Source organism: Arthrobacter sp. efr-133-TYG-120, assembly GCF_030209785.1.
Lineage (GTDB): Bacteria > Actinomycetota > Actinomycetes > Actinomycetales > Micrococcaceae > Arthrobacter.
Genome location: NZ_JARVRI010000020.1, coordinates 67948 through 80835, shown reverse-complemented (window position 1 = coordinate 80835; position 12888 = coordinate 67948). Strand labels below are relative to the sequence as shown.

The following is a 12888-nucleotide window of genomic DNA, read 5'->3' as shown; positions in this document are numbered from 1 at the left end:
CGCGTGCATGCCTCATATGTGGCTATTAGCGTCGAGGAAGCACGTTCCTCCCCGCTTTTCCCTTCCCAGGAAACAGGCGCAGGCCCCCGTATCGCAAATTCCCCATTCAATCTCGCACAGGAGTTTTTGTGTCCACACCTGATGTAAGCAGCGAAGCCGGCGCGTCCGCGAAGAACGTCACGGGCAGCAGCCGCGTCAAGCGCGGCATGGCGGAGATGCTCAAGGGCGGCGTCATCATGGACGTCGTCAACGCCGGGCAGGCCCGCATCGCCGAGGACGCCGGTGCGGTGGCCGTGATGGCGCTGGAACGCGTTCCGGCCGATATCCGCGCCCAGGGCGGCGTGTCCCGGATGTCGGATCCGGACATGATCGAGGCGATCATCGCGGCCGTGTCCGTGCCGGTCATGGCCAAGGCCCGGATCGGGCACTTCGTCGAGGCCCAGGTCCTGCAGTCTTTGGGCGTGGACTACATTGACGAGTCCGAGGTCCTGACCCCGGCCGACTACGCCAACCACATCGACAAGTGGAACTTCACGATTCCGTTCGTCTGCGGTGCCACGAACCTGGGTGAGGCGCTGCGCCGGATCAACGAGGGCGCGGCGATGATCCGGTCCAAGGGCGAGGCCGGCACCGGGGACGTCTCTAATGCCACCACGCACATGCGTCAGATCCGGGCCGAGATCAAGAAGCTCGCTTTCATGGCCGAGGACGAGCTCTATGTCGCGGCCAAGGAGCTGCAGGCCCCGTACGAGCTGGTCAAGGAAGTTGCCGCGACCGGCAAGCTCCCGGTGGTGCTGTTCACCGCCGGCGGCATCGCCACTCCGGCCGACGCCGCGATGATGATGCAGCTCGGCGCCGACGGCGTGTTCGTCGGTTCCGGGATCTTCAAGTCCGGCAACCCGGCCCAGCGTGCCGCGGCCGTCGTGAAGGCCACCACCTTCTTCGATGACCCGGACGAGATCGCCAAGGCCTCCCGCGGCCTGGGCGAGGCCATGGTCGGCATCAACGTCGACGAAATCCCGCAGCCCCACCGCCTCGCAGAGCGCGGCTGGTAAAGCCGTGGCCGAAATGCGCCGATACGACCATTGGTCCCACCTCCGGGGACTTTTCGTCGAAATTAGGCAGGGTCGGAGCGTAGTTCGCTGCGGCTTCATCGACGATACAACTCAGGACTCAGAATTGCTCTGGTTAGCGGCAAACGCTAACAGCCAGCGGCAAGTGTTCGAGAAGGCTGAGGGCTATGAAGTATGGGTACGCGTCGACGCTCCAGGGCGGATCGGCGATCAACCCGTCACGCCCAGCACGACGAATGACGAATAAGGAAGGCTCATGAAGAAACGCAGTCCCTATCAGGCACCAACAGGAGAGCATTGCCCTGCCACCGGATGGTGGACCCCAGCCGGAAGTGGCAATCCTGCACAATTCCTGACTGAAGGAGCATTGATGCCCATGGCGGAAGGTGAAACCGTCGTCTGGGGACTCGTACTGGCTCCTGAACGACAGCCGACAATACCAAGCCGTTGGTGACGGGTGCAGGTGAGAGCTGGCGCAGTTCTCGATCAGCTCCTGCCGACACCGGTAACGCCACCCTTGACCGATAACAACGTCATGCCCAAAGCCATCAGCTGGCAAGGAGACGGAGTGGAGCGCGGAGACCCCGGCAACCGCTCGCCTTGAAATTGAGCGCAGCCCGCCCTAGGCCCCACACTGCGGATCGCAAATGGGTGCCGGAACCGGTGGGACAATCGTCAGGCGTAGGAAGGAACCATGAGTCCACTAGCTAGACGCCAAGTGCGGCAGCACTCTGGCGCAAACGGCAGCTCCCCTAACGCCAGCCCTGAACCGGCGCCACACCGTCCGCAGGAACTTAGTGTAGTCGTCCTTGGCGTGATGTATCCGAGTGCCGTCCCGCAGCCCTGCAAGGTCACTCCGGACGATCTGCAACATCTTCCTTTAGACCTAGCCACCGGCCGGCGGAGCACAGACATCATCTTTTACGACCCGATCTCCTCCAAGGGATGCGGCGAAATGGCCCGAGAGCGTCCTCCAATTTCACCCCGGACAGTCGGCCGGGAAGCGAAGCGCCGAAAGACACCTAAGGGCGGTCAAGTAAACCGCACGGAAGCCATAGAAGCCGTCGTCCTCGAACTGGCGCAACTTTCCGTGAGGCATCAGGGTTCCGAAGGGTGGACCGGCACCAGCTGGCGCCGTCTATGAAGGCATTTCTGGATGCAACGCTTTCACTCTTGAAGTGCACGCACGGCTGGCCAGCCTACACAGAGCGCTGCTGGCACGTCTTGCGCCGGCTACATCGGTGGGGGCTATCTCGGACGCAGCGACGAAGTAGGCCTTTGACTTCGACTCATCGACGAGCGCGTGAGCGCCGAAGGGAATGCTCTCCCTCCGCTCAGGTGCATTGGCCCATCGATTCGGTATTACTTCGATGGTTGCAGCTGGAACACCGGAAGCGGAATATCTGCTCACCATGTACGCGGGTCGTCCAGGCTGCGATCGTCGAGCCGTTCCGCCTGAAGGCGCCGGGACGCGTACTTGGCTACGTCCTCGTAAAACTTTCGCGGTGAAGAGCCTACTGGGTATCGCTGCGCGGTGGCTGCTGCCTCGTCGCGTAGGGCGACTTCCTCGGGGTCATCTACGCCAACCGAACGAGAGCGCATTCCAAATTCTGCAGAACCATGAAGGCCAGCAATGACGTGTCTACCCAGAGACTCCGGCATCTGATGTGCCTCCTCGAGTAGCTCCTCGACGAACCGAATCTCTCGGATGACGAAATTGTGCGGCGCCTCATCGACGGCAAAGACACTGACCACGTGGGCTTGGAGGCAGCCGGGTCTTGACTACGGCGATAACGCAGCCCAGCGGTCGGCTCCCACTCGAAAGTAGTGCGTTCAGGCACATAGTTCTGGCTTTTATGTGTCTTCCTGCACATTATCCTTTTGTGTTCCAGACCTCATACTTGAAAACACACTGTTCTTTCCAGCATCCGTGAACCGCTAACAGGGTCCAGGGTGTTGCTTTTGGAGGTCAATCTCATGCACAAGCCGTACGAAGGCGTACGCGCCCTGGTAATCGGAGGCTCTATCGGGGGGCTCACTGCCGGCCTGCTCCTGCAGGATCTCGGATTCGCTGTCACCATCTTCGAACGCAGCTCCTCTGAGCTGGACGGGCGGGGAGGAGGTATCGTCCTCCAGCCAGAGATGCTGCGCTGGTTCAGGGAGCGCAGCCACCTCACACCCGCGGACGTCAGCACGGCCACTGAATGGTTGCGGTATCTTGGCCCGGGGAACGAGATCCTGCACGAGGAACCGGCCGACTGGAGCTACAGTTCCTGGAGCACCCTATACGGTGCGCTTCTCTTCGACTTCTCCCGGACCAACTACGTGTTGGGCGAATCTGCTGTGGATTTCGTCCAAGACTCGGACGAAGTAGAGGTCCGTTTCGCAAGCGGCCGCACCGAGCGTGCCGAGCTGGTGGTCTTCGCGGATGGTATTTCCTCTGTTGGGCGCGAGCGACTCAATGGAGACGTGCCCGCGACGTACGCGGGCTACATTGGATGGCGGGGCACCGTGCCGGAAAGCCAGGTCTCGCGGGACACGTTCGGCCTTCTAAGCAACGCACTGACATACTCCTTCGCCACGAACACCCACATCTGCATGTACCCAATCCCGGGGCCCCCGGAGCGTTTGAGTGCCGGCGGCCGACTTCTGAATTACGTCTGGTACCGAAATGTACAAGAGGGCCCCGAGGTGGACGAGATGTTCATCAACAAACTCGGCGCACGCAGCGGAGCCTCTGTACCGCCAGGGCTCGTGCAAGACCGCTATGTGCAGGAAATGCAGGATGCCGCGGACGTCCTTGCGCCCGCCGCGACGGAACTGATCCGCCGCACGGCCCAACCCTACATCCAGCGGATCGTGGACGTCCGGTCCCAGCGCATGGTTGACGGTCGGGTGGCAGTCATCGGCGACGCCGCCTTCGCCGCGAGGCCCCACGCGGCCGCAGGAACAGCAAAAGCGGCTGCCGACGGATGGACGTTGGCAGAAGCGCTCGGCCGGTCGGCTGGCGATATCGAGGCTGCCCTAAGTGCATGGGAGCCCGCCCAGCTTAGAACCGGAAACGCACTGGTAGACCGCGTCGGACGCATGGGCGAACGCGCCCAATATCTGAACACGTGGGCACCAGGCGACCCCGCGATGCGGTTCGGCCTTCATGGACCCCGCGGCGGAGGTGTTCACACGGCCCCCAGGTAGAAGCAAATACCAGGGCGAGGGCACTGAACCGACATGATTCAGGCGACTTCAGAGAACTCAAATCACGGGAACCGTAGCTGGCACCAACGGAGCCCTAGCGACTTCAGCCGGAGCACCGGAGCACCAACAGGCACTCAACCTCTACCGTTCACGGACTCGGCGAGGCGACGTGCAGTTGAAAACCACCCCAACTAGGAAGATGTCCAATGTCAATACCACCTCCCGTTCCACAAGCACTAACGGCCATTGAGCAGCCCGTAATTCCCCAGGACGCTTTCCTTAGGGCGAGGGAATCAGATGAATTTCGTGAGCTCCGAAGGACCTTCCGCCGATTCGCTTTCCCCATGACCGCCTTCTTCCTTGCCTGGTACTTCGGGTTCGTTCTCTTGTCGGTATATGCAACAGGCTTCATGTCGACCCCTTTCCTCGGCAATTACTTCAACATCGGGCACTTTCTCGGGCTCCTCCAGTTCGTGAGTACATTCATAATCACCGGACTCTATATCCGTCACGCCAACACCAAGCTCGATCCGATCGCCCGCCGTATTCGCGCCAGCTTGGAAAGGGAAGCGAAATGAGCCCGCACGAAACCCTCGGAAACCCGGCACTCAACATTGCCATCTTCGTCGCCTTCATTCTGGTGACACTCACGGTTGTCGTCCGGGTAACTGCCAAACAATCGAAGACCGCGAGTTCCTTCTACACCGGGGGGGCAGCCTTTTCAGGCAGGCAAAACGGTCTGGCCATCGCCGGAGACTACCTTTCCGCTGCCTCAATCCTGGGAATCGTCGGAGCAATCGCCTTCAACGGATACGACGGCATGCTCTATATGATTGGATTTCTCGTCGCCTGGCTGGTCGCCCTCCTTCTCGTGGCCGAGCCACTGCGCAACACGGGCAAGTTCACGATGGCCGATGTATTGAGCTTCCGAATGAAACAAAAGCCCGTTCGCCTAGCGGCCGCGATCTCTACGCTCGTCATATCGATCCTCTACCTGCTATCCCAGATGGCCGGAGCCGGCGGACTGGTGTCGTTGCTCCTCGGCGTCTCGTCAGAACTGGCACAGAATGCGGTCATCGTCGTCGTTGGCGTCCTCATGATTCTTTACGTCCTCATCGGCGGCATGAAGGGGACAACCTGGGTGCAGATGATCAAGGCTGTGATGCTCATCGCGGCCACCGTGGCCATGGCTGCGTGGGTTCTTGCCATATTCGGCTTCAACCTTGACGCCATCATGGGTGCCGCAGCGGAAGCAAACCACCGCCCTCAAATGCTCGCGCCCGGGGACAAGTACAAGGATCCGATCGGTTTTATCTCCTTGTCCATCGCACTAGTGTTTGGAACCGCTGGCCTACCCCACGTGCTGATGCGTTTTTACACCGTTCCCACCGCCGTCGCGGCGCGCAAATCTGTAACCTGGGCGATCGGCCTTATTGGTGGCTTCTACATGTGCATGCTGATCCTCGGATACGGTGCCGCCGCCCTGATACCCGGTGGCCAGGGAGCTATCAAGCTCATGCCAGGCGGCTCAAACGCTGCGGCCCCGGCCCTTTCGTATTACCTACCAGGTGGTGGGCTAGGGGGCACGGTGTTCCTCGCCGTTGTGGCCGGCGTCGCCTTCGCAACAACACTTGCAGTGGTTGCTGGCCTGACTATTACCGCCGCCGCCTCCTTCGCTCACGATATCTACAACTCCGTCATCAAAGACGGCAAAGCAGACCCCTCCAAAGAGATCAGAATCGCCAGAATAACGGTGCTGGTCCTGGGCGCACTGGCGATTGTTGGTGGAATTTTCGCAAAAGGCATGAGCCTGGCGTTCCTCGTGGCTCTAGCGTTCGCTGTCGCTGCCTCCGCGAACCTTCCGTCAATTCTCTTTTCGCTCTACTGGAGGCGGTTCAACACCCAGGGCTCCTTGTGGTCGATCTCGACGGGGCTGATCAGTTCTATCGTGCTCATTGTATTTTCCTCCACCATTTCAACTCCCATCGGTTCGGCAAAACCCTTGGCCAGCGCAATGTTTCCCAACGCTTGCTTCGCCTGGTTCCCCTACGACAACCCCGCCATCGTGTCGGTTCCGTTGGCCTTTCTAGCGGGTTGGCTGGGCACTGTGCTCTCAAAGGAGGTCCCGGACGTTGCCAAAACCGCCGAGATGGAGGTGCGGTCCATGACCGGGGCGGGCGCGGAGCGTGAAATCTCGCACTGATCCATCTAATACACCGGATGTTTTCGGCGCCGCCGATCGAGAGACAGTCTCGGGGCCTGAGTGGGGAAACCGCGAGTCCAACCCATCCGGAAAGTACCTCGAATAGACGAGCTACTGACAGTAGCTATGTAAGGAATGAGGAACGAGAGATAGTGACTAATCCGGCCAGCAAGACGCCGTCCAGTTCGGGAGCCGCGAAGTCCCGCAGTCCCCGATTCAAGGATCCATTGACCAGTTTAGGTATGGACGGGCGCCAGTCCGCCACGACAGGTCCGACGGATGGGAAGCCGTGAAAACGGCACCATTCCGGGCGGTTGTCGTGGGCGGTTCTGTAGGCGGGATGGCTGCTGCAGTACGACTGCGTCGTATCGGTGCCGATGTGGCAGTATACGAGCGGTCGGCGGCCGTCATGGAATCGCGCGGCGCAGGAGTTGTTATGCAGCCAGAGATCGAGAGGCTTCTTGAAGCAGAAGGCGTAGACCCTTTTTCGGTTTCTGTACGACTCGAAGAGCGGCACCAGCTCACACGATCCGGTGAGCGATCGGTTCACGTCATGGCTCAACAAATGACAGCATGGGACACCTTGTATGGGGTGCTGCGCCGGCTCATCGGTGATTCCTGTTATCGACGGAATAGTGCACTCACCGCGACTAATGTCCAGGACGACGGAGTCAGCATCGAGTTCGCGGACGGTTACAGCACATCCGGGGACATTCTGGTTGCTGCCGACGGGGTAAATTCCACTTCCAGGAAACTCTTGGGCGGGGTCGATGAATCAACGTACTCAGGCTACGTGGCATGGAGAGGGCTCGAACGCGAGGGAGACCTGCCTGCGGCCTTGGTGGGGGAACTCGCCAACCGTTTCACCTCCTATTCTGCTCCCGGTATGCAATTTCTCTGCTACTTGGTTCCTGGGGCAGATGGTGATCTTCGTCCAGGCCACCGGCGAGTGAATTGGGTATGGTACGTCAACACGGCGCTGAAAGACCTTACTCCAATTTTGACGGGCAGATCGGGGAGACAGTACAAGGCATTCTTACCCCCTGGTGAGGCAACAACAGATGTACTCGGCATCCTCCATCCCCTAGCAGAGACTGCTCTGCCAGCCCTTTTCAGTCAACTGGTCTTCTCGTCCACCGTGTTCCTGCAACCAGTCCAGGATCTAAAACCGATGCGTATGTTTCATGGCAGGGCTTGCCTCATGGGTGACGCGGCCGGAACTGTCCGCCCACATACTGCATCCGGAACTTCGAAGGCTTTCGCCGACGCCGCCGTTCTGGCTCTGGCACTGGACGGATGGGACTCCCGCAAGCCCCTGCCAACCGAAAGGTTGCAACGGTGGGAACTCACCAGACTCAGCGCCCTAGCGGACATCGCCCAGCATGGCACGCGCCTAGCCGCTAGTTCCGCACTTGGAGCGAGGTTTCGTGCCATTCCCTGGAAGGCAGCGGCATGACAAGCACTCCTCACGCTGGGTGCAAGTCATCGGTGGCGGATCGACTAAGTCGGCTACAAACTGTGCGACTTCCTCTGACGGACCGTTGTGAAATATCCAACGATATGTCACCCCCAAGAAGTCCCATGCTGTCCGCGCAGCCCTTGACGGCAGGCCGGATGCGTGAGCAACATGCACTTTCGCTTTAGAGCAGCTATGCGAGTGAAATACGTACGTCCGACCCAGCAGGTTTCAGGCACACCGCAGTCAACAGCCCCCGAGAGGATCAGATGCACACAGAAAACAAGACCCTAGAGACGCATGCAGCAGCTCCCGAACCGGCCCCTGAGTTCTACCTTCCTCTCGGAGGTGGCACGGATCCGGATTTCTACCTGCCTCTAGACCGGGTCCCCGTTCCAGGCCGTTTTTCCCGCTGGATCCAGGACTTGCCCGGATTTGGTCGCCGCCTGCGTAGGGTTTTGCCGTAAACGACCTGCCACTCAGAGTAAAAACGCCCCGTTGTTAGCGACCGAGCGTTACTTCAAAGCCCATCTCCTAGCGGGCCCCAAGCAGCATATAGCGAGAAAGTTCTTAGCAAAATGACACAGACAACCGCCACAAACGATGAGATCGCGGGGGATCAGAGGTCGGCCACATTGAGGTCGGCCGGTCACGTTATCGTTGACAGTCTCGTTGCTCATGGAGTTAAGCGGGTCCATGTGGTCCCCGGCGAGAGTTTTCTCGACGTCCTGGACGGGCTGCATAAGTCGGCGATCGAAACTATAGTGTGCCGTCATGAGGGCGGCGCCACGTACATGGCCGAGGCCGACGGCAAAATGAACCAGCTGCCCGGCATCGCAATGGTCACTCGCGGCCCGGGTGCGGCCAACGCTCACGTCGGCCTGCACACCGCGTGGCAGGATTCCACTCCTATGGTCCTGTTCGTTGGGCTCATTCCGTTTGCCCACCGGGATCGCGAGGCCTTCCAAGAATTCGACATCAAGGCCTGGTTCGGCACCGGCGCCAAGCGCGTCATGGTCCTGGACCACGCCGAGCGAGCCTCCGAAATCGTCGCAGAAGCCTTCTTCGCCGCAATGAGCGGACGGCCCGGCCCGGTCGTTGTCGGCCTGCCAGAGGACGTCATCCGGCACCAAATCCCCGCTGAGCTCCACCCTCCCATCCCGATTGCCTCTGGCGGAATGACCACGATCGACTCCGACGCTCTTGCCAAAGCCTTGGCCGCATCCAGCAAGCCTCTCTTCGTCACCGGTGGAAACGACTGGACCCAGGAATGCGCCGACGAACTCACCCACTGGCTGGAGAAGCACCACATTCCTGCGGCGGCCGAATGGCGCACCGAGGGCACGGTACCTTTCGATTCGCCCTCGTACGTCGGTCCGATCGGGTACGGACGGCCACGCCCAACATATGATTTGCTCGAGGAAACAGACCTACTGGTTTTTGTCGGAACAGTTCCCGGTGATGTCATTACAGATGGCTTCCTGATCCGTCAGGACTGGAACAAGAAGAACTTCCTAGTCACCATCGACTCGTCTCTCCGCGGCCGCTCAGGTCCGGTCTCCTACCAGATCGTAGCCAAACCAGACGTCTTCATACGGGACCTCGTGAAGATCGTGCTCCCTGTCAAGGATGAATGGAAAGCCTGGACGGCGAGGATGCGCAGGGAGCAGGAATCCTTCGCGACTCTCCCTCCGGCCGCCGCCAGCGATGGGCAGGCCCGCATGGATACGTTGATGGCGAACCTAGTGCCTACCCTGCCCGCCGACGCGATGGTCACCCTTGGGGCCGGCGAGCACACTAACTGGGCCCACCGCTACTTCCCCACGCAGCGTTACGCCTCTATGATCAGCGCCCGCAATGGCTCTATGGGGTATTCAGTTCCTTCGGCCGTTGCAGCCTCACTGGCATTCCCGGGACGTCGGATCGTGACCATCGCCGGTGACGGCGAATTCCTCATGAACGGCCAAGAACTGGCAACGGCGGTCCAATACGGCGCCACACCTCTGGTGATCGTGATGGACAACCAGGAATATGGGACCATTCGCACGCATCAGGAACGCCACTACCCGGCACGGATCTCCGGCACACAGCTTAGAAACCCGGATTTCGCGCTCATGGCCCAGGCCTTCGGCGGCTTCGGCATCAAAGTCGAGAAGGACACGGACGTCCCCGCCGCCATCATCGCCGCGCTGAAAGCCATCGACGAAGACCACGTGTTCGCGCTCATCCACCTCATAGTCGAACAACGAGTCAAAGCCTACTAGCCATGCATGGCGGCTCCGCTGCCCTGCAGTTTAGAACTGAACGTCTTAGCGAATGGAAAATGAATGTCTGTTCCCGCAATCAAAGAACTTGAAGTCTTGGACTCTGTCCCGACGGGCCTGCTAATCAACGGCATGTGGCGTCCGGCCGCGTCCGGGAAGACCTTCGACGTCGAGGACCCGGCCACCGGCAAGGTCCTGCTCAGCATCGCCGACGCCGGTCCCGAGGACGGCAAGGCGGCCCTGGACGCGGCCGCGGCCGCGCAGGAGTCCTGGGCGAAGGTCCCGGCCCGGGAGCGCGGCGAGATCCTGCGCCGCGCCTTCGAGATGGTTACGGCCCGCGCTGAGGACTTCGCGCTGCTGATGACCCTGGAGATGGGCAAGCCGCTGGCCGAGGCCCGCGGCGAGGTCACTTACGGTGCTGAGTTCCTGCGCTGGTTCTCCGAGGAAGCCGTGCGCGCCTTCGGCCGGTACTCGGTGTCCCCGGACGGGAAATCCCGGCTGCTGGTGACCAAGAAGCCGGTGGGCCCTTGCCTGCTGATCACGCCGTGGAACTTCCCGCTCGCGATGGCGACCCGCAAGATCGCCCCGGCCGTCGCGGCCGGCTGCACCATGGTGCTCAAGTCCGCGAACCTGACCCCGCTGACCTCGCAGCTGTTCGCGGCCGTAATGCTTGAGGCCGGGCTGCCGGCGGGCGTGCTGAACGTCATCCCCACCTCCACCGCGGGCGCCACGACGGGTCCGCTGATCAAGGACCAGCGCCTGCGCAAGCTCTCCTTCACCGGCTCCACCGAGGTCGGCCGCCGGCTGCTCGCGGACGCCGCCGAAACGGTGCTGCGGACCTCGATGGAACTCGGCGGGAACGCCCCGTTCGTGGTGTTCGAGGACGCTGACGTCGATGCCGCCGTCGCCGGGGCGATGCTGGCGAAGCTGCGGAACATGGGCGAGGCCTGCACGGCGGCGAACCGGTTCATCGTGCACAAGTCCGTCGCGGAGGAGTTCGCGAAGAAGTTCGCCGCGACAATGGCCGGGATGACCACCGCCCGGGGCACCGAGGCCGAGTCCAAGGTCGGCCCGCTCATCGATGCCAAGAGCCGGGACAAGGTCCACGAACTCGTCACCGACGCCGTGAGCGAAGGTGCTGTCCTAATCATGGGCGGGACGCCGGTGGACGGTCCGGGATACTTCTACGAACCCACCCTTCTCCTCGACGTGACCGAAGGCACCCGGATCCTGTCCGAGGAAATCTTCGGCCCCGTCGCCCCGATCATTACCTTCGACACCGAGGACGAGGCCGTCCGGCTCGCGAACAACACCGAATACGGCCTCGTGGCCTACGTTTTCACCCGGGACCTGAACCGGGGCATCCGGATGGGCGAACGCCTCGAAACCGGCATGCTCGGCCTGAACGCCGGCGTCGTGTCCAACGCGGCCGCCCCGTTCGGCGGCGTCAAGCAGTCCGGCCTGGGCCGCGAGGGCGGCCTCGAAGGCATCGAGGAATACCTCTACACCCAGTACATCGGCATCGCCGACCCCAACGTGAGTTAGCTCAGCGGAAAAGACGAGAGACCACGCACTGCCAGGCCCTTCCGTGTTCGCAACGGGGAGGGCCTGGCTTCCAATGTTCCGACCCGGTAATAACCACAGGCCCATCTCAAAACGTCGGCTGTCGTGGTTAGGCTCGTTCCGAGATGGAAGGCAAAGTTGGACCACACTCGATTCCTTCGTAACCCGAATGGACTGTGAATCGCAGGGCTATTTTGACAGTGATTCACAGGGCTTAGTTGCCGATGATGAGGGTTCCCCTTGCCACGTCGACAATCTCGGGAGCGAGGGTGTCGACGGGGTTGAGCGTTTGGATGCGTGTTGATCTGGGTCAGGCGTCGCCGAGACGGTAGTCTCCGCCGCCGATTCGGTCGTCGCGACGACGGCTGCGTGGACGCGGTCGTTGTTGGTGCTTTCGAGCACGACGGGGAGGTGCTGAGCGGGGAGGACAATGAGTTCTTTGCGGTTAAGCGCCGTATTCGTGGGCGAATCCGATGCGGCTGTGGGGTAGCGGGCAAGGCGTTTCTCAATGTCAGGCATACCGATCAGGATCATGCCTAGGTGTTCTTCCCATTGACGTTGTGAACGCGGTCGATGGGTGAGTTGCCGCCGATGCCGGTATGGGGTCTGTGGTGATTGTAGTCGTGGATCCAGGCCTGGTAGGTGCCTGCTCTGGCTTGGTCGGAGGAGTAACGGCGGGCGTAGGCCCACTCGGCAGCCAGGGTGCGGTGGAAGCGCTCAATCTTGCCGTTCGTCTGTGGCCGGTAGGGGCGGGTGTATTTGTGGATGGCCTGGCCGAGGGCGTCGTTGAAGCAGCGTGAACGGTAGCAGGAGCCGTTATCGGTCATGACTCGCAGCACGGTGATGCCCTGGGAGGCGAAGAACGCGTTGGCCCGCACCCAGAACGCGGCTGCGGTCTCCTGTTTCTCGTCGGTGAGGATCTCCGAGTAAACGACGCGGGAGTGGTCATCGATAGCCGAATGCCATCAATTGAGTGTGGTAACCCAATCGATACCGGAGGCCCTCGCCTTTTTACTTCGGGCCACGCTCACACTCTCCGTGGGAAGAACACCTAGGCGTGCCGGTCGTGGTAGTCCCGCCCTGTTCGAGGCCCGTTGCATTCAGACGGTCAGCCTCGCCTATGACCAAGACGAG

7 protein-coding genes and 1 pseudogene are annotated in these 12888 nt (G+C 61.2%); 7 read left to right on the top strand and 1 reads right to left on the bottom strand.

What is annotated here, in order from left to right:
- The first annotated feature begins 128 nt into the window (after positions 1-128).
- The 7 genes from pdxS to QRN51_RS13085 all read left to right on the top strand — a co-directional run bounded on the left by pdxS (position 129) and on the right by QRN51_RS13085 (position 11736).
- Positions 129-1055, top strand: coding sequence for a pyridoxal 5'-phosphate synthase lyase subunit PdxS (gene pdxS, locus QRN51_RS13120; RefSeq protein WP_284990297.1), 927 nt, complete (start codon positions 129-131; stop codon positions 1053-1055).
- 1995 nt (positions 1056-3050) lie between these two features.
- A complete protein-coding gene (locus QRN51_RS13115; RefSeq protein ID WP_284990296.1) occupies positions 3051-4268 on the top strand; it encodes an FAD binding domain-containing protein in 1218 nt (405 codons plus the stop codon).
- Positions 4269-4474: 206 nt separating this feature from the next.
- Positions 4475-4846, top strand: coding sequence for a DUF485 domain-containing protein (locus tag QRN51_RS13110; protein ID WP_284990295.1), 372 nt, complete (start codon positions 4475-4477; stop codon positions 4844-4846).
- Entirely contained in the window at positions 4843-6471 is a 1629-nt protein-coding gene (locus QRN51_RS13105) for a monocarboxylic acid transporter (RefSeq protein ID WP_284990294.1), read from the top strand. Before QRN51_RS13110 ends, QRN51_RS13105 begins: the two co-directional genes overlap by 4 nt.
- Positions 6472-6760: 289 nt before the next feature.
- On the top strand, positions 6761-7927 hold the full coding sequence (locus QRN51_RS13100) for an FAD binding domain-containing protein (protein WP_284990293.1): 1167 nt from the start codon (positions 6761-6763) through the stop codon (positions 7925-7927).
- A 578-nt stretch (positions 7928-8505) separates the two neighbouring features.
- Positions 8506-10191 (top strand): thiamine pyrophosphate-dependent enzyme, encoded by a 1686-nt coding sequence (locus QRN51_RS13090; RefSeq protein WP_284990290.1) that lies wholly within the window; start codon positions 8506-8508, stop codon positions 10189-10191.
- A gap of 63 nt (positions 10192-10254) precedes the next feature.
- The gene (locus QRN51_RS13085) at positions 10255-11736 is read left to right on the top strand and encodes an NAD-dependent succinate-semialdehyde dehydrogenase (RefSeq protein WP_284990289.1); all 1482 of its coding nucleotides are present in this window, start codon (positions 10255-10257) and stop codon (positions 11734-11736) included.
- A gap of 554 nt (positions 11737-12290) precedes the next feature.
- On the opposite strand, the pseudogene QRN51_RS13080 reads toward QRN51_RS13085, so the two are convergent.
- Positions 12291-12716 (bottom strand): annotated as a pseudogene (locus QRN51_RS13080) (integrase core domain-containing protein); the annotation flags it as partial.
- Positions 12717-12888 lie beyond the last annotated feature (172 nt).